The organism is Streptomyces sp. NPDC002044, from assembly GCF_040296725.1.
Taxonomy (GTDB): domain Bacteria; phylum Actinomycetota; class Actinomycetes; order Streptomycetales; family Streptomycetaceae; genus Streptomyces; species Streptomyces antarcticus.
Window position 1 is genome coordinate 1 of record NZ_JBEOXU010000053.1, and the last position, 23,522, is coordinate 23,522.

Genomic DNA, 23,522 nt, shown 5'->3' on the forward strand with positions numbered 1-23,522 from the left:
CCGCCGGCGGCCGAGGTCCTCGCCGACCTTGACGCCTCCGGTGTTCGGCGTGAGCGGCGGCTCGGTGACGTTGTCGGGGGCCCCGGCGGATTCGGGCGGTTGTGCGAGCGCTCCACCGGGAGCGGGAAGCACCCCGGCCAACTTCCCCAACTCGCCGCCCGGGGCGGGAGGGTGCGGTCTAGCGTGGGTAACCGGTGATCAACGCCGGCCCCGGGAACGCTGGGGGCCGGGCCCCACGTACCGAGGACACAGATGTCCGGACTTCGCGCCGCCCGCCACTCCCCGTCGAGACACGCCGTCACCGGTCCGGGCCGGCAGATAAGGCCCCAGCTGGTCCGTGCCGCCCTGCTGCCCGTCCTCGCCGCCGGGCTCAGCGGCGCCGCCGCGGTGATCTTCACCCTCCAGCTCGGCGGGGGAGCGGGCGCGCGGGACGCCCGGCTGTGGCCCGTACTGACCGGCTGCGCCCTGCTCTTCGTCGGCGCCCTCGCGGCGGCCCTCCTCGGAGCCCAGCGCTCCGCCAAGGCGGTCCGGGACCGGTGCGAGGCGCTGCGCCGCTCCAGCGTGCGCGGGCGGCAGGAACTGCGGGCCGCCGCCGACCGGCTGGAGCGCGGGGAGGCCCCGGCGCGCCCGGTGCGCGGCGGCCCGGCCGGACCGCCGCCGGGCGGCGATCCGGCGGGCGTGGACGAGTTCTGGCTGCTCTCCCAGGAGCTGAGGGTCGCCCGCGAGCAGGCGTACTCGACCGTCGTGCGGCTGGCGGTCCCGGTCGCTCCCTCCGACAGCGAGCGGAAGGTGGAGGTCTTCGTCAACCTCGCCCGCCGGCTGCAGTCGCTCGTCCACCGGGAGATCTCGCTGCTGGACGACCTGGAGGACACGGTCGAGGACCCGGACCTGCTCAAGGATCTCTTCCACGTCGACCACCTCGCCACCCGCATCCGCCGCCACGCCGAGAACCTGGCCGTGCTCGGCGGCGCGGCCTCGCGCCGCCAGTGGACCCGGCCCGTCGACCTGAGCGAGGTGCTCCGCTCCTCGGTCGCGGAGGTCGAGCAGTACACCCGGGTCAAGGTGGTGCCCCCGGCCGGCGGCAGCGTTCGCGGCCACGCCGTCGCGGACGTGGTGCACCTGCTGGCCGAACTGGTCGAGAACGCCACCGTGTTCTCCGCCCCCGACACCGATGTGGTGCTGCGGGCCGAGCGGGTCACCGCCGGGATCGCGGTCGAGGTGGAGGACCGGGGCCTCGGCATGCCGCCCGCGGAGCAGCACCGGATGAACGCCCTGCTCGGCGACCCCGACCGGATCAGCGTCCGGAACCTGCTCGCCGACGGGCGGATCGGCCTGTTCGTCGTCGCGGCCCTGGCCCGGCGGCACGGGATCGCCGTCGAGCTCAAGTCCAACATCTACGGCGGTGTGCTCGCCGTCCTGGTGCTGCCGCGGGAGCTGCTGGGCGCGGAGGCGCCGGGCGCCGCCGACGCGGCGGGCGGCTCCCGGCCGGCCTCCTGGGGGACCGGCGAGGAGAGCGGGACGCCGCCCCTGGAGCCGGTACGGGTGGGGCCGCCGCGCCAGGGGTCCCCGGACGCGGGGCGGGCGGAACCGGCCTGGGGTGCCGCGCCCGCGGGGCAGGCGGAACCGGCCTGGGGTGCGGAACCGGCCTGGGGTGCGGAACCGGCCCGGGGAGCGGAACCGGCCTGGGGTGCGGAACCGGCCCGGGGAGCGGAACCGGCCTGGGGTGCCGCGCCCGCCTGGGAGGCGGAACCGGCCTGGGGTGCCGCGCCCGTGTGGGGGACCGAACCGGCTGGGGATGCCGCGTCGGGGCTCCCCGGCACGGCGGATCCGGGACCGCGGGACGAGCTCCGGGACGAGCCCCTCGCCGGGGTCGCGGCCCAGGCCCCTTACGGGTGGACCGGGGAGCCGGGGGACCTCGTGCCCGTACCGCTTCCCGAGCCCCCGTACGCGCCCGCCGAGCGGACCGTGCCCGCCGCCCGCGACGGCGGCGACCGGCCCTCGCTGCCCCGGCGCCGCGCCCAGGAACACCTCGTCCCGCAGTTGCGCGAGGCCCCCGCCCCGCGCCGGGACGACGACACCGAACGGCCCCTGCACGACCCCGGCCTGATGGCCGCCTTCCAACGGGGCTTCGGACTGGCCCAGTCGGAGCACCCGGCATGATCCCGACCCCTGATCCCAGCAAGGAGCGCACCCCCATGGGAGGCGAAGTGGCGACGAAGACCGGCGGCCGGCTCTCGGACCTGGACTGGCTGCTCAGCGGCCTGGTCCAGCGCGTGCCGTACACGCGCAGCGCCGTACTGCTCACCGCCGACGGGCTCGTGGGCTGCGTATACGGCCTCGACGCCGACAGCGCCGACCACTTGGCCGCGCTCGCGTCCGGGCTGTACTCGCTGGGCCGCAGCGCCGGTTCCCGCTTCGGGGACGGCGCGGAGGTCCGGCAGGTGGTGGTCGAGCTGGACACCGCGCTCGTGTTCGTGTCGGCGGCCGGCTCCGGAACCTGCCTCGCGGTCCTCGCCGACCGGGAGGCCGACGCCGGGGTGCTCGGGTACGAGATGGCGATGCTGGTCAAGAGCGTACGTCCGTACCTGGCGGTCCCGCCCCGGCGGCCCGCCGCCGACCCGGGTCCGTGAGGACCCGCACCCCGGGGGCGTGCGTGCCGCAACGCCCGTACGGCGGAGGAACAGGCGCAGGCGGCGGCGGGGCTGCCGGGAGCGGCGCCGGGAGCGGGTGGGACTCGCCCCTGCTCGACGATTCGGCGGGCCGGGTGACGCGCCCGTACACCGCCAGCGGCGGGCGGACCCGGTCCGCCGCCGCGCTCGACCTGCTGTCGCTGGTCACCGCGACCGGCGTACGCCCGCGCGTTCCGCTCGGGCCGGAACACACCCTCGCGCTGCGGCTGTGCGCGGGCGCCACCGCGGTCACGGTCGCCGAGGTGGCCGGAGTGCTGCGGCTGCCGGTGGGCGTCGTGAAGGTACTGCTGTCCGACCTCATGGAACACGGGGCCCTGGAGGCCCGCGCCCCGCGCTTCCCGGCCCGCGCCGGCCCGCTCGCCGCCGACGACCAGTCCCTTCTGCTGGCGGTGCTCGACGGGCTGCGCAACCGGCTGTGACCCCGGCGTGCCCGCCCGAACAGCACCCGTCCACAGCCAGATCATCGTCTTCGGAGTCGGGGGAACCGCCATGACGTCCTACGAATCGACCGGACACCTGCTGCTCACGCCGGTGGACCGGGAGGCGCCGGCCCGCGCCGTCCGGCTGCGCGAACTGGGGCTGGGGGAGCGGACCGACGCCGAGCTGGACGCCTTCGCCCGGCGCGTCGCGGAGGTACTGGCCGTGCCCCGTGCGGGGGTCAACTTCGTCGGCGAGGAACGGCAGTTCTTCGCCGGGCTGCACCACGCGCCCGACGCCCCGCAGAGCGGCTATCCGGCGCGCGTCCTGGCCCGCGATCAGGGCTACTGCCCGCACGTGGTGGTGCGCCGCCGGGCGCTGGTCCTGGAGGACGTACGGGACTTCGCGCGCTTCGCGGGCAACGCGGTCGTCGACGAGAGCGGGGTGCGCACCTACCTCGGCGCGCCGCTGACCGACCGGCGCGGGATCGTGCTCGGCACGGTGTGCGCGGTGGACGCGGTGCCGCGGCGGTGGGGGACCCAGGGGCTGGCCACCGTCAAGGAACTGGCGGCCGAACTCGTCGCGCTGGTGCACGAGCGGGAGGACCGGCCGGGCTGAGGCGCGCGCCGCGGGCGATTGTCAGAGGCGGGGTCTACGGTCGGCGTACCGGGTTCCACCCGATGCCGGACTCCGGCGTCCGCCGCCGGAATCCGGCACGGGGCCCGGCACGGGACGCCCGGAACCGGATCTGCGTCTGGAGAGGAGCCGCGGGGATGGCCACGACCGCCCAGCACGTCCGTACGCTCGCACTGTCGCTCCCGGAGAGCACCGAGAAGCTGGCCTGGGGCATGCCCACCTTCCGGGTGCGCGGGAAGATCTTCGCCGCGCTGGCGGACGACGACACCTCGATCGGGGTCAAGTGCCCCAAGGAGGACCGGGCCGAACTGATCGCGGCGGAGCCGGAGAAGTTCTTCATCCGCGAGGGCCACGACGACAACTACGCGTGGCTCCGGGTGCGTCTCGCGGCCGTGGGGGACGAGACCGAGCTGCGCGCGATCCTGACGGACTCCTGGCTCCAGGCCGCCCCGAAACGGCTGGCGGCGGCCCATCCCGAACTGGGCGGGGGCGCCGGCTGACGCCCGGGGCGATCCCGGGGCCGCCGGGCCCGCGCGCGCACGCCACACCCCCCGTACGCGGGGCACCGGCTAGCCCGTCGCCCCGGCGGGCAGCAGGAACGCGGTGATCCGCTCCCGCAGGGCGTACGGGTCCAGCCCGTGTGCGGCGGTGTGCTCCCGCACCGTGCCGTAGCGCCGCAGTTCGGCCCGGCCGACGCCCAGCCCCAGCACCCGGTGCGGCACGTGCGCCAGGGCGCCGCCCGCGGCGGCCGCCGAAGTGCCGGCGAGGTAGGGCTCGACGAGTACCACGGCGGGCGCGGACCGCCCGACGGCCTCCCGCAGCGCCGCGTCGTCGAAGGGCCGCACCGTGGCCGCGTACAGCACCGTCAGGTCGAGCCCCTCGGTGGCGGCCAGCACGTTGTCGAGCAGCGGACCCACGGCGACCACCACGCCCGCGCGGCCCTCCCGTACGGTCCGCAGGCGCGGGCCGTCCACCGGGTGGGGCGCCGCGTTCGACTGCTCGGAGAGGCGTACGTACACCTTGTCGTCCCCGGCGGCGTACGCCCGGCGCAGCAGTGCCTCGGCCTCGTCGGGGTGGCCCGGGACGTGGACGGTCCAGCCGTCCAGGGTGTCCAGGAGGGCGACGTCGCCCGGTGCCATGTGGGTGAACCCGCCGGCCGGCCAGTCGTAGCTCGCGCTCGCGCTGACCAGGACGCCGCCCGTGTCCTGATGGCCGAAGTCCAGCTTGAGCTGTTCGAACGGCCGCTCCACGAGGAAGCTGGCGAAGGTGTGCATGACGGGGCGCAGCCCGGTCAGGGCCAGCCCGCCGCCGACGCCGACCAGGAGCTGTTCCCGGATGCCGACGTTGACGACCCGGTCCGGATGGCGGCGCTGGGCGGGCCGGAACCCGTCCATCGAGATCTCGGCCAGCACGACCGCCAGCCGCGGGTCCTCGTCGAGGAGGCGCGACGTGACCGAGATGAACCGTTCCCGCATGGTGTCCATGGCTGTCCCTACTTCTTCTCGACGCGGGCGACCACGACGTGCGGCCGTCCGGGGTGCGGTGCGGTGAAGGCGGCCGCCAGGGCCGCGTGGTCCCGCCCGTCCACCGTCACCGCGGACCAGCCGGACGCCTCGAAGCGGGAGGCGATGCCGCCGGGCCAGCCGTGCGTGGCGGAGTCGTTGTCGATCACCACGGTGTGCAGCCGCTCCAGCCCGGCCGAGCCGGCGTAGGCGAGCGCCTCGTGGTTGCTGCCCTCGTCCAGCTCCGCGTCCCCGATCAGCACCCACACCGCCGGTTCGCCGAGCCCCTGCGCGCGCAGACCGAGCGCGCTGCCCACGGCGAGGGGCAGGCCGTGTCCGAGCGAGCCGCTGCCGATCTCCACGCCCGGGACGAGCGTGCGGTCCGGGTGGTGACCGAGGGGGGAGTCGTAGGAGCCGAAGCCGCTGAGCCAGTCGACGGGGAAGAACCCCTTCGCGGCGAGTACGGCGTAGTACGCCATGGGCCCGTGCCCCTTGGACAGCAGGAACCTGTCCCGCCCGGCGTCCGCGGCGGTCCCGGGGGTCACCCGCAGCACGCGGTCGTAGAGCACCCACAGCACGTCAAGAGTGGAGGTGGCGGCGGGGCCGTGCTTCTCGGCCCCCGTCATGAGCGCGATCAGCCGGCCCAGATCTTCGTGGCGGAGCCCTGGGTCCGCGGTTGCCTGTGTCATGCACTGATCGTGCAACCTCAAGTCAGCTTGAGGTCAAGGCCCCGTTTCCCCGGACCGGGAAACCGAAAGGTGCGCGCGGCCACCACGTGAAGTGCGGTATTGTTCTCCTGCGCGTTCAACCACGGGGAAACCCCAGGTCAACGGGCATCGGGACGTGGCGCAGCTTGGTAGCGCACTTGACTGGGGGTCAAGGGGTCGCAGGTTCAAATCCTGTCGTCCCGACTCGAGAGAGTCGCAGTTCAGGGGCCGTATCGGAGAGATCCGATACGGCCCCTGACCGTTTCCGGGGTGTGCGTCCGCTCGGGTGGGGGCTACGCGGGGAGCCGGCGGGCCGCGGAGAAGGCTCCCCCCATCGCGGGCGGGACTCGTCACTTCGGCGGTGGCAGCGGCTTGTGACCCGGGTACACGTGGCCGGGGCTGACGATGCCGGTGACCGCCTCCCCGACGAGGGTGCTGGGCTCCTGGCCCTCGTGCTGGATGTCGGTGTTGAGGAGGATGACCATGGTGGCCCCCGCCTCCGGGAGGTAGACGGGCAGCACCTCGTACCCGGGGAGCGAGCCGTTGTGGCCGATCCAGCCCTGGACGTCGAAGATGCCCAGCCCGTAGCCCGCGCCCGGGATGTCCATCGGGGTGGTCTTCAGGCGTTCGGCCTGGGTCGCCGGCGTCAGCAGCGTGCCGGTGGCGAGCGTACGGGCCCAGCTGCGCAGGTCCTGGAGGTCGGAGATCATCGCTCCGGCCGCCCAGCCCCAGGAGGGGTTCCAGTGGGTCGCGTCCTCGATCGCACCGGAGGCCGTCTGGTTCGTGTAGCCCTGTGCGTACGGAGCGGGCAGCTCGGGGCCCGTGGGGAAGACCGTCTCGCGGAGCCCGGCCTCTTCCAGCACGTCCTGCTTCACGACCTCGTGGAGCGGCCGGCCCGTGACCCTCTCCACCACCAGGCCGAGCAGGATCAGGTTGGTGTTGGAGTAGTCGAACTCCGTGCCGGGCGGGAAGAGCGCGGGATGCTTGAAGGAATAGTCGAGCAACTGCCGCGGCAGGAAGGTCTGTTCCGGATCGGCTTCGAACTTCTTGATGAAGCCCTCGTCCATGCTGTAGTTGAAGAGTCCGCTGCGCATGCCCGCCAGTTGGCGCAGGGTGATGCGGTCCCCGTTCGGAACTCCCGCCACGTACCTGGAGACGGGGTCGTCCAGCCGCACCTTTCCCCGGTCGACCAGCTGGAGCAGGGCCGTGACCGTGAACGTCTTGGTCTCGCTCCCGATCCGCACGTGCAGTCCGGTCGTCATGGGCGTACCGCTCGCCTTGTCCGCCACGCCGAAGGACTTGACGTAGCTCCCCTTGCCGGGGGCCCACAGCCCCACGGTCACGCCCGGGACCCCCGTCTCGCGCATGACGCGGCGCACGGCCGCGTCCAGTCGCGCCGCGACGGCCGGCGTCAGACGCGCGAAGTCGGTGTCGGCGGCCGGTGTGGTGGACGGAGCGGGGGTCGCCGCCGCGGGGGCGGACAGCGCCTGGGGCGACGCCCCGTACGCGGATCCCCCGATCGCCGGGGCCACGAGCACGCCTGCCGCTGCCGCGGCGGCGCAGGCCCGGCGCAGTCGGATGGGGGCTGGTTTCACGGCATGGCCTCCGGTCGTCCGGGGACGCGGGCAACGGGACCAGCCTAGGTCCGCACCACCCCGGTCGCGAGGTGGGCCTCCCGGTCGCGCCGGGCCGGGCGGCGCGTACCCTGCGGCGGGGCGCCGCCGCGTCATGGCTCCAGCGGATGGCCGCGAGACGTTGAGGCTTGCCCCGGACCGTGCCGGGTGTCGTTCGCTAAAGTCTCAAGCCATGGATCACCTGCGCCCGGTAGACCTCGCCCGCGAGCACGGCATCTCGACGCAGGCGGTCCGCAACTACGAACAGGCCGGGTGGATTCCGCCCGCCGCACGCACCCCGGCCGGCTACCGGACGTACACCGCCGCGCACGCGGCGGCCCTGCGCGCCTACCTGGCCCTCGTTCCGGCCCACGGCCACGCCCTGAGCGGGCAGATCATGACGGCGCTCCACGCGGGCGAGGTGGACGCCGCGCTGACGGCCGTCGACCGCGGCCACGCCCAGCTGCTGCGCGACCGGGAGACGCTGGACGTCGTCGGGCGGGCCCTGGAGAACCTGGCGGCCGGCCCGGGCACCACCGCTGACGGGCCCGCGGGCGCCCGAGCGCTCAGCATCGGAGAACTCGCCCGGCGCCTGCGCGTCACCGCGGCGACCCTCCGCAACTGGGAAGAGGCGGGCATCCTCGACCCCGCCCGCACCCCGGTCACCGCCCACCGCACGTTCGGCGCCGACGACGTCCGCGACGCCGAACTCGCCCACCTCCTGCGGCGCGGCGGGTATCCGCTGGCCCACATCGCCACCGTCGTCCGGCAGATCCGTACCGCCGGCGGCACAGAGGCGCTGTCCGGCGCCCTCGACGACTGGCGGCACCGGCTGACGGCCCGGGGGCTCGCGATGCTGAACGCCGCCGGGCTCTGCGCCCGGTACATGGCCTTCCTCCCCCCGGACCCCGGACCCGGCCCCGGACCCGGCCCCGTCCCCGCCGCGCCCGGACCAGGGGTCCTCGCATTGGGAGGGATGGCCACCGGCTGTTCACCGGTTTGAGACTCGCGGACCTCATGGGCGGTGCAGTCAGGGGACCTGGCTCTCCCAAGTCTCAACCGTCCTCTCAATGATTCAATTGAGACACATGAGACAGGACATTCACGGCCTCGTCACGGCCTCATGTGGCGTACTGGCACTCGGCGAGCCGACGCACCAGGAACACGCCTTCGGGTGGGTCCGCAACGAACTGCTCGCTCAACTGGCCGACCGCGGCTTCCGGTCGGTCGCCCTCGAAACCGACCGGGTGGCCGCGCTCCGTGTGAACGAGTTCGTGCAGGGCGCGACCGGAAGCCTCGACGCGGTGATGCGCGAGGGCTTCTCCCACGACTTCGGCGAGCTGGAGCACAACCGGCGGCTGATCAGCTGGATGCGCGACCGCAACGCGAACCGACCGCCGGGGGAGCGGCTGGCCTTCCACGGGTTCGACACCCCGACGGAGAACGCCAGCGCGCCCAGCCCACGGCGCCATCTCGAGCACGTCCGCGACTACCTGCGCCTCGACCTCGACCTCCGGCACCTGCTCGGCGACGACGAGCGCTGGAGCCGAACGGAGGCGGTCATGGACCCCGAGGCGTCGATCGGCGCCACAGCGGAGGCCGACAGCCTGCTCAGGATCGCCGAGGACATGGTCACCCTGCTCCACGCACGCGCACCGCGACCGGCCGAGGCCACCCCGCTCGCCGAGTGGCTCCGAGCCAAGACGCACCTCTACGCCGGCCTCGGCCTGCTGCGCTACCACCGCCAGGCGGCGGAGCGCCTCGACGCCGGCACACGGCTCTCCCGCCTGCTCGGCGTCCGGGACGCGCTCATGGCCGAGAACCTGCTCGACATCCGCAGCACCGAGGCGCGGCGGGGCCCGACCCTGGTCTTCGCCCACAATCTCCACCTCCAGCGCCACCGGAGCGCCTGGAGCCAGGGGGACATGGACGTCACCTGGTCCGGAGCCGGCACCATCGTGGGATCCCTGCTGGGCGACCAGTACACCTTCGTCGCCGGCAGCCTGGGCCGCAGCGGGGCCCTCGGACTCCAGGACCCCGAGCCCGACACGTACGAGGGCTCCCTCCAGAGCCGTACCGACACCTGGGGCCTGACCACGGTGATCGAGGCCGCCCCCGCCCGTACGCGGACCGACACCCATCCCCGGCAGGGCTACTTCCCCCTCGACCGCCCGACGCTCGACACGGCCGACGCGGTCCTGCACATCAGCGACGGCGCTGCCGTCGTCAGGCAGGCGCAGGCGCAGGCACGGGACGGGCTCCGGCGGCCCCTGCTCGGAGGCGCGGTGTGACCGTGGCGCTCGCCCCCGGTGCCTGAAGGGGGCGGGCCGTACGCGGCGCGGTGCCCGGGCGAGGCGGCCCGGGCACATGCCGACTCCGCGTCGGGAAACGCCGTCGGTCATGCTTCCATGATGATCCCGTCCCCGTCCCCGTCCCCGTCCCCGTCCCCGTCCCCGTCCCCGTCCCCGTCCCCGTCCCCGTCCTCGATCTCCTGCTCGGTTCCGCCAGAGCCATTACGGCCGCCACTCCCGCCGTACCGTTCGCCGCTTGTGCCGTACCCGTAGGAAACCAGGACGTGAACACCACCAGAACCTTCTGCTTCGTCATCGCGGCGCTCGCGTCGTACGCCGCACTCGCCTACCGGCTGTGGCAGGGACGGCGCGGCTGGAACGACGTCGGCTACCGCACGCTGATCACGACCCTGCTGTTCCAGTGCCTCACCTTCACGATGGGCGCCGTCGCGATGGAGAGCGCGAGCCTCCTCTGCGTCGGGAACCTCGCCATCCTCCTCATGCACCTGTCGGCGGTCGCCTTCTGCGTCAGCGCGCAGGTCATCCTGCTGAGGTGGGCGGCCGTCGGTGAGGAGGCGGCGCGCAAGACGCGGTTCTGGGTGGCCACCGGCATCGCCCTCGACGTGCTCCTGACGGCCCTGTTCTTCCTCGCCGGCGGCCCCGTCCGTGCCCCGCTGGACTTCGACGGCAGCGGCGATCCGCTGCTCCTGGCGTACCTCCTGGCCTTCATGGCCTCCCAGGCGATCCCCTGCGTCACGATGTTCCGCCAGTGCGGCCCCTGCATCCGGATGACCGACAACGCGCCGCTGCGGCGGGCCCTGCGCGTGCTGTCCCTCGCGGCGGCGATCCTGCTCCTGTACGGCCTGGTCCGGACGGTCAACGTGCTCACCATCGCCGCCGGGGTCGAGATCGGGGCGGCGAAGGAGGCCGTCGCCTCCGTCCTCAACGCCCTGGGGATCGTCACCCTCTCGCTGAGCCTGGCCATGCCGTCCTGGGCCCCCTCCGCCGCGAGGGTCCTGGAGTGGTTCCGCACCTACCGGTCCTACCGGGCGCTCTACCCGCTGTGGCGGGACCTGTACGAGTCCTGCCCGGACATCGCCCTGGAACCGCCGGGTGCTTCGTTCTCCGACCTCGATTACCGGCTCCACCGGCGGACCGTGGAGATACGGGACGGCTGGCGGGACCTGCGCCCGTACATCGACCGCACGGTCGACGGCGGCGCCGGGACGAGCGAGGAGTCGCGGCAGGCGTTCACGGAAGCCGCCCAGATCAAACGGGCCCTGCTCGCCAAGCGCACCGGCACCGTCCCGCACGACAACAAGGACGTCGGCGCGTTCGACGACCGCGATACGGACAACTTCAGCGCGGAAGTCGCCTGGCTCACCAAAGTGGCGGCCGCCTACCGTACGTTCCACAGAACGGGCTGAGCGCTCCCGGCCGGTTCGCGGCCCCCGCCCCGCGCGCCCGCTCCGCCCCGGGGCTCCGCCTCCGCACCGGGTGAGCCGCGTCTCACCGGGGCGGCTGTGCTTGTCTATGCACCGAGTTGCATAGAAGGATCGGGGCATGGCGATTGAGCACGCGATCCTCGTCTCCCTGCTGGAGCGGCCGGGCTCCGGTTACGAGCTGGCCCGGCGCTTCGACCGGTCCATCGGCTACTTCTGGACCGCGACCCACCAGCAGATCTACCGCGTGCTCAAGCGCATGGAGGCAGACGGCTGGGTCGACGTCCGCGAGGTGGCGCAGCAGGCGAGGCCGGACAAGAGGGAGCACTCCGTCACCGAGACGGGCCGGGCCGTCCTCGCCGCCTGGCTCCACGAGCCGATCCAGCCCGACAGCGTCCGGCACGAGCTGGCGGTGAAGATCCGCGGCGCGGCCTTCGACGACCCGGCCGCGCTGATCCACGAGGTCGAACGGCACCACCGGGCACACGCCGACCGGCTCACGCACTACCTCGCGGGGGAGCTGCGCGACTTCACGGGCCCGGACGCTCCCGCACGGCCCGACGCCGGTCAGGAGCTCCAGCACGTCGTGCTCCGCGGCGGCATCGCCTACGAGCGGATGACGCTCGCCTGGCTCCAGGACGTACTCGACACGCTCCACCGGCTCGCCGGGCGCTGACCCGGCACCCCGCCGTTCCCCTCTCCCCCGCAGTCCCCCCGCCGGCGCCCCCCGCCGGCCCCCGGCCCGGCCCCCTCCCGGCCCTCGACCCCGAAAGGCGAACGCCATGACCGACGCCCTGCTGTTCAACCCGCGCACCTACGACCCCGCCCACTTCGACCCCGAGACCCGCAGGCTGCTGCGCGCCACCGTCGACTGGTTCGAGGGCCGCGGCAAGCGCAGGCTGATCGAGGACTACCGCTCCCGCGCCTGGCTGGCCGACTTCCTCGCGTTCTCGGCGAAGGAGGGGCTCTTCGCCACGTTCCTGACCCCGGCGGCGGCCGCCGCCGAGGGGGAGACGGACCAGCGCTGGGACACCGCGCGGATCGCCGCCCTCAACGAGATCTTCGGCTTCTACGGCCTCGACTACTGGTACGCGTGGCAGGTCACCATCCTCGGCCTCGGCCCGGTCTGGCAGAGCGACAACGCGGCCGCCCGCGAGCGCGCCGCCGAACTCCTGGCACAGGGCGAGGTGTTCGCCTTCGGTCTGTCGGAGAAGACCCACGGCGCCGACATCTACTCCACGGACATGCTGCTGGAGCCCGACGACGACGGCGGCTTCCGCGCGAGCGGCTCCAAGTACTACATCGGCAACGGCAACGCCGCCGGCCTGGTCTCCGTCTTCGGCCGCCGCACCGACGTCGAGGGTCCCGACGGTTACGTCTTCTTCGCCGCCGACAGCCGCCACCCGGCGTACGGCCTCGTGAAGAACGTCGTCGACTCCTCCAAGTACGTGAGCGAGTTCCGCCTCACGGACTACCCGGTCGGTCCCGACGACGTCCTGCACACCGGCCGCGCCGCCTTCGACGCCGCCCTGAACACCGTCAACGTCGGCAAGTTCAACCTCTGCACCGCCTCGATCGGCATCTGCGAGCACGCGATGTACGAGGCCGTCACCCACGCCCACGGCCGCGTCCTCTACGGCCGCCCCGTCACCGCCTTCCCGCACGTGCGCCGGGAACTGGCCGACGCCTACGTCCGCCTCGTCGGGATGAAGCTGTTCAGCGACCGCGCCGTCGACTACTTCCGCTCCGCGGGACCCGACGACCGCCGCTACCTGCTGTTCAACCCGATGACCAAGATGAAGGTGACCACGGAGGGCGAGAAGGTCATCGACCTGCTCTGGGACGTCATCGCGGCCAAGGGCTTCGAGAAGGACACCTACTTCGCCCAGGCGGCCGTCGAGATCCGCGGGCTGCCCAAGCTGGAGGGCACGGTCCACGTCAACCTCGCCCTCATCCTGAAGTTCCTGCGCAACCACCTCCTGGACCCGGCGGACTACGCCCCGGTGCCCACCCGCCTCGACGCGGCCGACGACGGCTTCCTCTTCCGCCAGGGCCCGGCCCGCGGCCTCGGCTCCGTACGCTTCCACGACTGGCGCCCGGCCTTCGACGCGTACGCCGCCCTCCCCAACGTCGGCCGCTTCCGCGAGCAGGCCGACGCCCTGTGCGCGTTCGTCACCACGGCCGCCCCGGACGAGGAGCAGAGCCGCGACCTCGACCTCCTTCTGGCCGTGGGCCAGCTGTTCGCGCTCGTCGTCCACGGCCAGCTGATCCTGGAGCAGGCCGCCCTGACCGGTCTGGACGAGGACGTGCTGGACGAGCTGTTCGCCGTCCTCGTACGGGACTTCTCCGCGCACGCCGTCGAGCTCCACGGCAAGGACTCGGCCACCGCGGAGCAGCAGACCTGGGCGCTCGGCGCGGTCCGCCGCCCGGTCGTCGACGCCGACCGCTCCGCCCGCGTCTGGGACCGCGTGCAGGCGCTGGCCGGGACGTACGAGATGGCCCCCTGAGGCCGGACGGATCCCGCCACCCGCACCACCACGCGCACGGACGGCTCCCGGAGCCGTCCGTGCGCCGCGGGGCGTGCGGCGCGGGGCGTGCGGCGCGGGGCGTGCGGCGCCGCCGGGCGCTACTCTCCCCGGTCCGTGCCCCGTACGGCCGACTCCTGGAGGTAGGCGGAGATCATGGCCAGGTCGTTGGCGATGGCCAGGACGCCCGCGGGGTCGGCCGTCGGGGTGGAGGCGCCGTTGACGCCGACGTAGAAGGTGTCGAAGCGGCCGTCACCCCGGTCCAGATAGCCCGCGATCGTGATGGCTCCCGCGCCGAGCCGGTCGTTGAGCGCGTCCAGCCCGACGGCGGCGCCGGTCTTGGCGAACACCTTTCCGCGCGCCGGGCAGTCGCGGCAGTTGCCGGCCAGCAGGCCGTCGACGCCGAGGACCGGCAGCGCCTCCCGGAAGCGCCGCGCCTCGGGCGTGCGCGTCCAGTACGTCAGCATCTGCACCTCGGCCCGCGGTGTCGCCCGGTCCACGGGGTTGCCGCCCCGGCCGTCCAGGAGTTCCACCTGCTCGCGGTCGACGCCCGCGCGGTCCAGGAACCGGGCCAGCACGGGGAAGCCGTCCATGCACTGCCGGCTGCCCGCCTCGACCGCCATCAGGCAGATGCCGAGGTTGGCCCCGAGGTTGTGGCTGACCTTGAGGATCAGCTCGGCGTAGTCGGCGTACGGCGGGGAGGTGTACACGGCCACGCGGTCGTCCTTCCCGTAAGAAGCCGGCAGCCCCGCGGCCGGGTTGGGGCCCGCCGGCTCCGCGGTGACCTCGACCCCGGCCCGTTCGAGGGCCTCGATCAGGGCGGTGCGGCCGAAGGCCGCCGGGTCGGCGATCGGGGACACCCGCAGCAGCGGGGCGGAGCCCGCCGCGATCGTCCCGGACAGGCCGATCCGGGTGCCGTCGGCCGACGCCGTCACCGCGATGGCGGTCGGCTTCCCCGCCTCCACGGTCTTCACCGTGGAGGTGACGCGGTACGGGGCGGCCTTCGGCCGCCAGTCGAGGCGCACCGGTGCTCCTGCGCGGTCGCCGGGGGTCGTCAGCAGGTCGATGAGGTTGTCGTTGATGATCAGCGGCGTCGGAGTGGGGTCGAGGACCGGCTCGGGCTGGAAGAGGCGGTCGTCCACGATCACGTCGCCTTCGACGCGGGTGATCCCCGACCGTCTCACCTGCCGCGCGAGCAGGTCGATTCCGGCCAGCGGGTTCTGCGGTGTCAGCGTGGCGCCGGGGAAGTCGTTGGCGTACGTGTGGTCCAGGTCGGTGAAGGCGACCGTGCCGTCCGGGCGGGTGCGCCCGCCCATGGTGAGGTCGCCCTGCGCGACGAGGGCGAGGTCGCCGGTCAGGGTGCTCCCGCTGCGCCGGCCCACCGCGTAGACGGGAGTCTCGAAGCGGTGGCCGCCGCCGAGCGTGTCCCACGGCCCGGAGACGCTGAACAGCTTGGCCGTCGAGCCCGGGATGAAGAACTGATCGGGGAACCGGCTGTGCGTCACCCGGCCGTTCGCCGGGTCGCTCTGGAGCAGGCCCCACTGGGCGTTGCGGTACTCCGGCTTCCGCATGATCTCCGTGATCCGCGGGTCGAGCCCTCCGGCCCCGGCCTCGTCGGACGGTGACGGCGTCGCGGCGACGGCCGTGCCGGGAGCCAGTGCCACGAGCAGCAGGGCGCAGAGCGCGCCGGCCGAGCGGCGTCCGAGGGACGGGGTACGGGCGGTCCCGGAGCGGGCCGGGACGGAACGCTTTCCTCGCACCACAGCACGCCCCGTTCTGTCGGCGGTCCCGGTGTGCCGCCCGGTCGTAACCCGGCGCTCGGCGGCTGCCGTGGGCGGCCCCGATCCGGCCCCTCCACTCGTCCGGACCAGCGTGACACGTCCGAATGCGGCGCGCACATCGCCCGCATGCGTCCCTGCGGGCCCGCGTGCTCAGCGGTCCCGGGCTGCCTCCTCCGCGTTCCGGGCGGGGCGGCCCGCGTGCAGTTCGAGGGGGCCGGAGCCGCTCTCGCGCGCGGACAGGCCGGCCTTGATCTGACGGCGCAGCGAGGGCGCGACCAGGGAGCGCAGCTCCGCCGGGGCCGCCGTGCGCCACCCGTCGAGTTCGGCGGGGGGCACCCGGACGCGGGCCAGGGCGGGGGAGCCGAGGACCCCGCCGTCGTAGAGGAACCGGATCCGGGCCGGACGCCCCGGCTTGTGCGACCAGTTCACGGCGAGGAGCCGGCCGGGGGCGATGTCCAGGCCGAGTTCCTCCAGGACCTCCCGGCGGGCCGCGGCGCGCGGGGTCTCGCCGAGGTCGCTGTCGACCCCGCCGCCCGGCAACTGGTGGCGGCCGGGCCTGCCGTACGCGGGCCGTACGAGCAGGACGCCGCCGTCCGGCCCGGTGAACAGGACGCTCGCCGCGGTGAGGGACTTGGGGCGGTTGGCCCGGTGGCTGGCGGAGTCGAGCGCTCCGGAGTGTTCCAGGGCCGCACGGCGGTCCGGGTCCAGTCCGGCCGGGGAGCCCGGCTGCGGAACGCCGTCGGCGAGGTGGGCGAACGAGCCCGTGTACAGCGCCGCCAGCGCGGCGCGCAGCCGGGACGCGCCGCGGCCGGTGAGGACCCCGTACGCCTCGTCCGGCGGCAGCCACCGGGGGCCGACGGTGCCGTCGGCCGGGGCCGGGAGCGCCGCGGCCGCCTCGGGCGCGAGCGGGCCGACGAGGTGGACGTGGACGACGAGGGAGCGGCCGTGCGGGCCGGCGGGCCGGGAGTCGACGGCCAGCAGCCGGCCGACCGGCGCGCGCAGGCCCGGGTCCTGCGCCAGCAGCCGGGCCAGGCCCTCCTCGGGGGTCTCGTGCTCCCCGACCGGGCCGCCGGGCAGCTCCGGGCCGCCCTGCGACGGGTCCGCGCCGGCCGGGACGAGGACCCGGCCGCGCACGTCCAGCACGACGGCGGCGGCGGTCACGAGCGGGGACGGCCGGGCGGCGCGGTCCGCGCGCACCGCGTCGGGGGAGGGGCGGTCGGGTTCGGCGGTCACGGGACTCCCCGGAGTGGTCGGCGGCGGACAGGCCAGCACTATGCCCGGTACGCGGTCCGGTCGCCGGCGCTGACACGCCCCGCCGGCCGTCGGCGGCGCGGCCCCGTACACCGCCGGGCCCGGCGGCCCGGTCAGGCGCGGGCCAGCAGGAGTCCGCCCATGGTGACCATGGTCACCGCGACGAAGCCGTCGAGGACCCGCCAGGCCGCGGGACGGGAGAGCAGACCGCTGAGGAGGCGGGCGCCGTAGCCCAGGGCGCCGAACCAGGCCAGGCTGGACACGGCGGCCCCGATGCCGAACACCCAGCGCAGGTCGCCCCGGTCGGCCGCGAGGGATCCGACGAGCAGCACGGTGTCCAGGTAGACGTGCGGGTTGAGCCAGGTCATGGCCAGGCAGGTCAGGACGGCGCGGCGCGCCGAGCCGGGAGCGGGCGCGGCCCCGTCGGCGGTGAGGGCGGCGCCCGGGGCGGGATACAGGACGCGGCGGGCGGCGAGGACCCCGTACCCGATGAGGAACGTCCCGCCCGCCAGGCCGACGACGGTCAGGGCGGCGGGCCAGGCCGTCACGAAGGCGCCGACACCGGCGACACCGAGGGTGATCAGCAGGGCGTCGGAGACCGCGCAGATGGCGACGACCGGGAGGACGGCGTGGCGGCGGGCCCCCTGGCGGAGGACGAACGCGTTCTGCGCGCCGATGGCCATGATGAGCGAGAGGCCGGTGCCGAAGCCGGCGAGGGCCGCCGTGATGATGCCGTGTGTCATGACACCGACCGTAAACAGCGCATACATTTCAGTACAGCTAAAGATTTTTACGTACCCTTAGCGTTCGTGATGGAAGAACTTCCCCTGGACCAGGTCCGGACGCTGCTGGCGGTGGTCGACGAGGGCACCTTCGACGCGGCGGCGGCCGCCCTGCACGTGACGCCCTCGGCGGTGAGCCAGCGGGTCAAGGCGCTGGAGCAGCGGACGGGCCGGGTCCTGCTGATGCGGACGAAGCCGGTGCGGGCGACGGAGTCCGGGGAGGTGGTCGTCCGCTTCGCGCGGCAGCTGTCCCGGCTGGAACGGGACGCGCGGGCCGAGCTGGGCATGTCCGACGGGGCGGGCCCGGTCAGGCTGCCGATCGCGGTGAACGCGGACTCCCTCGCCATCTGGTTCCTGCCCGCGCTGGCCCGGGTGCCGCAGGATCCGCCGGTCTGCTTCGAGCTGTACCGCGAGGACGAGTCGCACACGACGGCTCTGCTGCGGGAGGGGCAGGTGATGGCGGCGGTGACCTCCTCGCCGGACCCGGTGGCGGGATGCACCGTGCGGAGGCTGGGGCAGGCGAGGTACCTGCCGGCGGCGAGTCCGGGGTTCGCGGCCCGGTACCTGACGGGGACGCTGGAGCGGGACCTCCGGGAGGCGCCGAGCATCGCCTTCGACCGGCGGGACGACCTCCAGGACGCGTTCGTCCGGTCGCTCACCGGGGACGCGGCGGCCGGGGCGGGGCCGGTGCGGCACTACATGCCGACGTCGGAGGGGTTCCGCGACGCCGTGGTCGCCGGGCTGGGCTGGGGGCTGGTGCCGGAGACGCAGGCGCGGCCGCTGGTACGGACGGGGCAGCTGGTGCTGCTGGCACCGCGGCGGCCGATGGACCTGCCGCTGTACTGGCAGCAGTGGAAGCTGGACTCGCCGGTCCTGTCGATGGTGGCCGAGGTCATCGCGGAGGCGGCCGGGGAGGCGCTGCGCCGGCCTTCGCCGGACAGGACCTAAGCTGCGGGCCATGGAGTCCTACACGATCGGTCAGGCGGCGCGGCTGCTCGGCGTGAGCGTCGACACGGCGCGCCGCTGGGCGGACGCGGAACGGTTCCCCACCCGCCGGGAGGGGGCTCGCCGGATGGTGGAGGGGCCGGACCTGGCGGCGTTCTGCGTGCGGGTGGCGCAGGAGGGCGCCGAGGGCGGTGAGGAGACCCCGTACACCTCGGCCCGCAACGCCTTCCCGGGGATCGTCACCGGGGTGAAGCTCGGGACGGTCGACGCGCAGGTCGAGATCCAGGCCGGACCGCACCGGGTCGTGTCGCTGCTGACGCGGGAGGCGGTGGAGGAGCTCGGGCTCGTGGTCGGCGCGCGGGCGACGGCCCGGGTGAAGTCCACCAGCGTGTTCATCGACCGGGTGTGATTCCGGCGTTCTGACGGGCGTTCTGACGGGCGCCCGGACCGCTGCCCGGACCGGTCTCTGCCCGGCGCCCTGCCCGGCGCCCTGCCCGGCCCCCGGACCGGCTCCCGGGCGGAGACGGCCCCGGAGACGGACGAGGCCCGTCGGAAGGGGGCGGCGGCGGTGGCACACTTGCCGGTGATCCGCCGAAGGGGAGAAAGCCGTTGTCCATGTTCAGCAGCCTGCGCCGGGCCGTGCGCCGCGGCTACCGGCGGGCCGTCGACCTCAGCCACCCCGCCCGCTCCCCGCTCGGCAGCGCGGTCGTCAACTGCGTCGTCTACCAGGACGGCGTACGCCAGGACGGCTGCTCGGAGGCCGAGGAGGCGCTGCGCCGGGTCCGCAAGACGGGCCGCGGCTTCGTGTGGATCGGCCTGCACGAGCCGGCGCAGGAGGAACTCACCGGGCTCGCGGAGCTGTTCGGCCTGCACCCGCTCGCCGTCGAGGACGCCGTCAACGCCCACCAGCGGCCCAAGGTCGAGCGGTACGACGACATCCTGTTCTCCGTCTTCAAGACCGTGCGCTACGTCGAGCACGAGGAACTGACGTCCACCAGTGAGGTGGTGGAGACCGGCGAGCTGATGGCGTTCACCGGCGACGACTTCGTCATCACCATCCGGCACGGCGGCCGCGGCACACTCGGCCCGGTCCGCGAGGAGCTGGAAGCCTCCCCGGGCCTGCTCGCGAAGGGGCCGGCGGCCGTCCTGCACGCCATGGCCGACCACGTCGTCGACGACTACCTGGCCGTGACGGACGCCGTGCAGAACGACATCGACGCCGTCGAGACCGCCGTGTTCAGCGAGTACGGGGGCCGCGGCGACGCGGGCCGGATCTACCAGCTCAAGCGCGAACTGCTGGAGCTGCGGCGGGCGGTGGCGCCGCTCGGCCGCCCGCTCACCCAGCTGGCCACGCAGCCGATACCGGTCATCCCGCCGGAGATCCGCACGTACTTCAGGGACGTGGCCGACCACCTGACCCGGGCCACCGATCAGATCTCGGCATACGACAACTTGCTGGACTCCATCCTCCAGGCGCACCTCGCGCAGGTGACCGTGGCGCAGAACGAGGACATGCGCAAGATCACGGCCTGGGCGGCGATCGTGGCCGTGCCCACCATGGTCTGCGGGGTCTACGGCATGAACTTCGACCACATGCCCGAACTGCACTGGACCTACGGGTACCCGCTCGTCCTCGGGGTCATGGCGCTCGCCTGCTTCGCCATCCACCGGGGTTTCCGCCGCAACGGCTGGCTCTGACGACCCCGGCGGGCGGCGCGCCCCAACGCGCCGCCCGCCCCGTCAGGCGGTCAGGGCCATCAGCATCACCGGAGCCGTCGTCGGCTGCGCCGATCCGCCCGCCGGCTCCAGCGTCAGGCCGACCGCCGAGGCCCGGCCCGGAGAGCCGGTCATCAGGGTGCCGCCGTCGCCGGCGAGCAGCCCGGCCGGCCGCATCGCGGAACCGTCCGCGAACCACAGCTGGTACGTCTTGCCCTCCGGCGCGGGCGGCAGCCCCGAGCCGAGGAACACGGCCCGGTCCTGCCGCGCGGAGAGCACCACCGTCGCCGTGGCGCCGCCGGGCGACCGGCCGGACACCGTACGGGCGTCGGGGGCCGTGATCACCGACGCCAGGTCCTGGAGGGCCCGGTCCGGCCGCGGGGACTCCTCGCCGGACCACAGGGCCGCACCGCCCAGGGCGAGGCCCCCGGCCAGTCCGCCGGCCAGGCACGCAGCGAGCGCCAGCGGGAGCGCCCGCCGCCGCAGCGCGACCATGCCGCGCCGGGCCGGGGGCAGCTGGCGTACCGTGTCGATCCGGGCCAGGACCTCGGTGCGCATCGCCGGCGGCGGCGCCAGCGCGACCGCCGAGCCGAGCCGGGCCGCGGTCGCGGAGAACTCCCGTACGTCCTGCTCGCACCCCGGGCACCGCGTCAGGTGGCGCGCGAACGCGTCCCGTTCGCCGGGCTCCAGCGCGTTCACGGCGTACGCGCCCGACAGGGCGTGCAGGTGGTCGGAGTCGGTGGTCATGCGGTCACCCCCATGCAGTCGCGCAGCCGGATGAGACCGTCGCGCAGGCGTGTCTTGATCGTGGGCAAGGGGGTGTCCAGGGTCTCGGCGACCTCGCGGTAGGTGAGGCCCCCGTAGTAGGCGAGGGTGACGGCCTGGCGCTGCAGCTCGGTCAGGCCGCGCACGCAGCGGCGCACCTGCTCGCTCTCCAGCCGGATCTCGACCTGCTCGCTGACCTCGTCGTACGGGCGCTTGTGCTCGCGGGCGGCGGTGTCCTGCTCGCGGGCCGCGGCGGCCTGGGCCGAGCGGACCCGGTCCACGGCGCGGCGGTGGGCGATGGTCATCACCCAGGTCATGACGGAGCCCTTGTCGGCCCGGTAGCGCGGTGCCTGGCGCCACACGTCGATCATCACCTCCTGGGCGACCTCCTCCGACTGGGCCCGGTCCCGCAGGACCTTGACCGCGATGCCGAAGACGGGGCCCGCGACCACGTCGTAGAGCGCGGCGAAGGCGTCCTCGTCGCCGCGGGCGACGCGTTCCATGAGTGCGGGAAGGTCGGGGGCGCCGGAGCGGTCCGGCGCGCCGAACGCCGTCTGCTGCCTCACGCCGCCGTCCCCGGGGTGGCCGGCGGGCGGATACGCGTATGCGTCATGGCTGTTCCTTCACTGCGGGCGGGCGGCTGAGCGGGCGAGCGGGACGGTTCGACGGGCGGGACGGTTCGACGGGCGCGGGCGCGCGCGGCGGACACTCCTTGCTTCGGAGCCCGTGCCCCGCCGGATTGGTCGTCGGCGGAAAGGATTCGGCGGAAGTGATTCCGGGGGCCTTGAGGAGCCGCCCGATCTGGTAGTAAAGTTTCCTAACACACTCGGGAACGCCTCAACTACCCCACGGAGGCATCGTGTTCACCCCCCAGCGCACGTCATGGGCGCTCGCCGTCGTCCTCGGCGGCACGCTCCTCGCCGTACCGCCCACCGCCCACGCGACCGCCCCCGCGTCCGGGCCCGCCGTCTCCGGGGCACCGGCCGCCGCGGCCGCGGCGACCGGGCTCGACGATCCGGCGAAGAAGGACATCGCCATGCGGATCGTCTCCAGCGCGGAGAACTCCTCCCTGGACTGGAAGGCGCAGTACAAGTACATCGAGGACATCGGCGACGGCCGCGGCTACACGGCCGGGATCATCGGCTTCTGTTCCGGCACCGGCGACATGCTCGACCTCGTCGAGCACTACACCCAGGTCAAGCCGGGGAACGTGCTCGCCACGTACCTGCCCGCCCTGCGCCGGGTCGACGGCAGCGACTCGCACGCCGGCCTGGACCCGAACTTCACCCGGGACTGGGCGAAGGCGGCCCAGGACACCGAGTTCAAGAAGGCCCAGGACCACGAGCGCGACCGGGTCTACTTCAACCCCTCCGTCAAGCAGGGCAAGTCCGACGGCGTCGGCACCCTCGGCCAGTTCATCTACTACGACGCCATCGTCATGCACGGCGACGGCGGCGACGCCACCAGCTTCCGCAGCATCCGGGGGCGCGCCCTCGCCAAGGCCAAGCCCCCGGCCCAGGGCGGCAACGAGACCACGTGGCTGAACGCCTTCCTCGACGCCCGCGTCTGGGCGATGAAGCAGGAGGAGGCGCACAGCGACACCAGCCGTGTCGACACCGCCCAGCGGGTCTTCCTGAAGAAGGGCAATCTGAACCTCACCACCCCGCTCGACTGGAAGGTCTACGGCGACCCCTTCCACATCGGCTGACGCGCGCCCGGCGGTCCGGCCCCGGTCCCCTCCCCGGGGCCGGACCGCGGTGTCGCGGCGGTAACGATCTGGGTAACGATCCTTGGGGCTCGCGCGGTGGCGAGGAGGCGTTATGGCGCGGACTTTCCGGACTTCCCCGGACACCTGCGCCACATGCGTACCTCCCGTCACGGATCCCGTGCCGGAAATCTTGAGGTGTGGCCGATTCGCGCCCCCAAGAACTGGCTTGACCCCTGCATAAAGGGAGCTTAAGTTCTGCCCCGGCTTGCTCCACCAGGACGGGCCCGAACAACCGTCCTCTGGGGGGACTCATGAACTACTACACCGACGTTCTGAAGAAGTACGCCGACTTCTCCGGCCGCGCCCGCCGCCGCGAGTACTGGATGTACGCGCTCATCCACATCGCCATCGTCGTCGTCCTCGCGATCCTCGACTCGGTGCTGAGCATCGCTCCCGTGCTCGTCGGCATCTACATGGTCGCCACCCTCGTGCCGTCCCTGGCGGTCACCGTCCGCCGGCTGCACGACCTCGGCAAGTCCGGCTGGTGGTACCTCATCATCCTGGTTCCGCTCATCGGCGGCATCTGGCTGCTCGTCCTGACGGCCAGCGAGGGCCAGTCGCAGGCGAACGAGTACGGCGAGAACCCGAAGGCCGTCCACGCCTGACCCACCCGGCCCGCGGGCCGTCGTGCCTGAGCGCCGCCGTGGCCGGAAACAGCCGCGGCGGCGCTCTCGCCGTTCCGGGGCCCGCG

At 73.9% G+C, this 23,522-nt stretch carries 23 protein-coding genes and 1 tRNA gene; 16 read left to right on the forward strand and 8 right to left on the reverse strand.

Features of this window, described 5'->3' with window-relative positions; translation table 11 throughout:
- The first annotated feature begins 252 nt into the window (after window positions 1-252).
- The 5 genes from ABT106_RS15685 to ABT106_RS15705 all read left to right on the forward strand — a co-directional run bounded on the left by ABT106_RS15685 (window position 253) and on the right by ABT106_RS15705 (window position 4,243).
- Window positions 253-2,160, forward strand: a complete 1,908-nt coding sequence (locus ABT106_RS15685) for an ATP-binding protein (RefSeq protein ID WP_351277071.1) — start codon at window positions 253-255, stop codon at window positions 2,158-2,160.
- Window positions 2,161-2,195: 35 nt separating this feature from the next.
- The gene (locus tag ABT106_RS15690) at window positions 2,196-2,630 is read left to right on the forward strand and encodes a roadblock/LC7 domain-containing protein (RefSeq protein WP_351277073.1); all 435 of its coding nucleotides are present in this window, start codon (window positions 2,196-2,198) and stop codon (window positions 2,628-2,630) included.
- Between the two features lie 134 nt (window positions 2,631-2,764).
- Window positions 2,765-3,109: a DUF742 domain-containing protein gene (locus ABT106_RS15695; protein WP_351277075.1), complete on the forward strand. Its 345-nt coding sequence runs from the start codon at window positions 2,765-2,767 to the stop codon at window positions 3,107-3,109.
- 70 nt (window positions 3,110-3,179) lie between these two features.
- On the forward strand, window positions 3,180-3,725 hold the full coding sequence (locus tag ABT106_RS15700; RefSeq protein WP_351277077.1) for a GAF domain-containing protein: 546 nt from the start codon (window positions 3,180-3,182) through the stop codon (window positions 3,723-3,725).
- Window positions 3,726-3,880: 155 nt separating this feature from the next.
- On the forward strand, window positions 3,881-4,243 hold the full coding sequence (locus ABT106_RS15705; RefSeq protein ID WP_351277080.1) for an MmcQ/YjbR family DNA-binding protein: 363 nt from the start codon (window positions 3,881-3,883) through the stop codon (window positions 4,241-4,243).
- Window positions 4,244-4,312: 69 nt separating this feature from the next.
- Here the strand turns inward: ABT106_RS15705 and ABT106_RS15710 are convergent, their stop codons facing one another.
- A complete protein-coding gene (locus tag ABT106_RS15710) occupies window positions 4,313-5,227 on the reverse strand; it encodes a transketolase family protein (protein ID WP_351277083.1) in 915 nt (304 codons plus the stop codon).
- A gap of 8 nt (window positions 5,228-5,235) precedes the next feature.
- A complete protein-coding gene (locus ABT106_RS15715) occupies window positions 5,236-5,934 on the reverse strand; it encodes a thiamine pyrophosphate-binding protein (protein WP_351277086.1) in 699 nt (232 codons plus the stop codon).
- A 148-nt stretch (window positions 5,935-6,082) separates the two neighbouring features.
- On the opposite strand from ABT106_RS15715, the gene ABT106_RS15720 reads away from it, so the two are divergent.
- Window positions 6,083-6,156 (forward strand) — tRNA-Pro (locus tag ABT106_RS15720).
- Between the two features lie 146 nt (window positions 6,157-6,302).
- On the opposite strand, the gene ABT106_RS15725 is transcribed toward ABT106_RS15720, so the two are convergent.
- Entirely contained in the window at window positions 6,303-7,547 is a 1,245-nt protein-coding gene (locus ABT106_RS15725; RefSeq protein ID WP_351277089.1) for a serine hydrolase domain-containing protein, read from the reverse strand.
- Between the two features lie 211 nt (window positions 7,548-7,758).
- Here ABT106_RS15725 and ABT106_RS15730 point away from each other — a divergent pair, with 211 nt between their 5' ends.
- From ABT106_RS15730 to ABT106_RS15750, 5 genes are all read left to right on the forward strand, one after another.
- Window positions 7,759-8,568: a TioE family transcriptional regulator gene (locus ABT106_RS15730; RefSeq protein ID WP_351277092.1), complete on the forward strand. Its 810-nt coding sequence runs from the start codon at window positions 7,759-7,761 to the stop codon at window positions 8,566-8,568.
- Between the two features lie 85 nt (window positions 8,569-8,653).
- Window positions 8,654-9,856: an erythromycin esterase family protein gene (locus ABT106_RS15735; protein WP_351277095.1), complete on the forward strand. Its 1,203-nt coding sequence runs from the start codon at window positions 8,654-8,656 to the stop codon at window positions 9,854-9,856.
- Between the two features lie 284 nt (window positions 9,857-10,140).
- Complete coding sequence (locus ABT106_RS15740; protein ID WP_351277097.1) at window positions 10,141-11,283, forward strand: MAB_1171c family putative transporter; 1,143 nt, start codon at window positions 10,141-10,143, stop codon at window positions 11,281-11,283.
- A gap of 136 nt (window positions 11,284-11,419) precedes the next feature.
- A complete protein-coding gene (locus ABT106_RS15745; RefSeq protein WP_351277099.1) occupies window positions 11,420-11,974 on the forward strand; it encodes a PadR family transcriptional regulator in 555 nt (184 codons plus the stop codon).
- Between the two features lie 106 nt (window positions 11,975-12,080).
- Window positions 12,081-13,805: an acyl-CoA dehydrogenase family protein gene (locus ABT106_RS15750; protein WP_351277101.1), complete on the forward strand. Its 1,725-nt coding sequence runs from the start codon at window positions 12,081-12,083 to the stop codon at window positions 13,803-13,805.
- Window positions 13,806-13,924: 119 nt separating this feature from the next.
- Here the strand turns inward: ABT106_RS15750 and ABT106_RS15755 are convergent, their stop codons facing one another.
- From ABT106_RS15755 to ABT106_RS15765, 3 genes are all read right to left on the reverse strand, one after another.
- Window positions 13,925-15,586, reverse strand: a complete 1,662-nt coding sequence (locus tag ABT106_RS15755; protein WP_351277104.1) for a D-alanyl-D-alanine carboxypeptidase/D-alanyl-D-alanine-endopeptidase — start codon at window positions 15,584-15,586, stop codon at window positions 13,925-13,927.
- A 168-nt stretch (window positions 15,587-15,754) separates the two neighbouring features.
- Complete coding sequence (locus tag ABT106_RS15760) at window positions 15,755-16,837, reverse strand: NUDIX hydrolase (protein WP_351277106.1); 1,083 nt, start codon at window positions 16,835-16,837, stop codon at window positions 15,755-15,757.
- 131 nt (window positions 16,838-16,968) lie between these two features.
- The gene (locus ABT106_RS15765; protein ID WP_351277108.1) at window positions 16,969-17,598 is read right to left on the reverse strand and encodes a LysE/ArgO family amino acid transporter; all 630 of its coding nucleotides are present in this window, start codon (window positions 17,596-17,598) and stop codon (window positions 16,969-16,971) included.
- Window positions 17,599-17,667: 69 nt separating this feature from the next.
- On the opposite strand from ABT106_RS15765, the gene ABT106_RS15770 reads away from it, so the two are divergent.
- The 3 genes from ABT106_RS15770 to corA all read left to right on the forward strand — a co-directional run bounded on the left by ABT106_RS15770 (window position 17,668) and on the right by corA (window position 20,280).
- Entirely contained in the window at window positions 17,668-18,585 is a 918-nt protein-coding gene (locus tag ABT106_RS15770; RefSeq protein WP_351277158.1) for a LysR family transcriptional regulator ArgP, read from the forward strand.
- Between the two features lie 10 nt (window positions 18,586-18,595).
- The gene (locus ABT106_RS15775; RefSeq protein ID WP_351277111.1) at window positions 18,596-18,991 is read left to right on the forward strand and encodes a TOBE domain-containing protein; all 396 of its coding nucleotides are present in this window, start codon (window positions 18,596-18,598) and stop codon (window positions 18,989-18,991) included.
- Window positions 18,992-19,197: 206 nt separating this feature from the next.
- Window positions 19,198-20,280, forward strand: a complete 1,083-nt coding sequence (gene corA / locus ABT106_RS15780; RefSeq protein ID WP_351277113.1) for a magnesium/cobalt transporter CorA — start codon at window positions 19,198-19,200, stop codon at window positions 20,278-20,280.
- Between the two features lie 42 nt (window positions 20,281-20,322).
- Here the strand turns inward: corA and ABT106_RS15785 are convergent, their stop codons facing one another.
- Window positions 20,323-21,045, reverse strand: a complete 723-nt coding sequence (locus ABT106_RS15785; RefSeq protein WP_351277115.1) for an anti-sigma factor — start codon at window positions 21,043-21,045, stop codon at window positions 20,323-20,325.
- Window positions 21,042-21,566, reverse strand: coding sequence for an ECF RNA polymerase sigma factor SigK (sigK, locus tag ABT106_RS15790; protein ID WP_267720744.1), 525 nt, complete (start codon window positions 21,564-21,566; stop codon window positions 21,042-21,044). The genes ABT106_RS15785 and sigK overlap by 4 nt, the downstream gene beginning before the upstream one ends.
- Before the next feature lie 356 nt (window positions 21,567-21,922).
- On the opposite strand from sigK, the gene ABT106_RS15795 reads away from it, so the two are divergent.
- Together ABT106_RS15795 and ABT106_RS15800 are read left to right on the forward strand one after the other, a co-directional pair.
- Complete coding sequence (locus ABT106_RS15795; RefSeq protein ID WP_351277118.1) at window positions 21,923-22,771, forward strand: chitosanase; 849 nt, start codon at window positions 21,923-21,925, stop codon at window positions 22,769-22,771.
- Window positions 22,772-23,082: 311 nt separating this feature from the next.
- Window positions 23,083-23,436: a DUF805 domain-containing protein gene (locus ABT106_RS15800; RefSeq protein WP_351277121.1), complete on the forward strand. Its 354-nt coding sequence runs from the start codon at window positions 23,083-23,085 to the stop codon at window positions 23,434-23,436.
- Window positions 23,437-23,522: the final 86 nt, after the last annotated feature.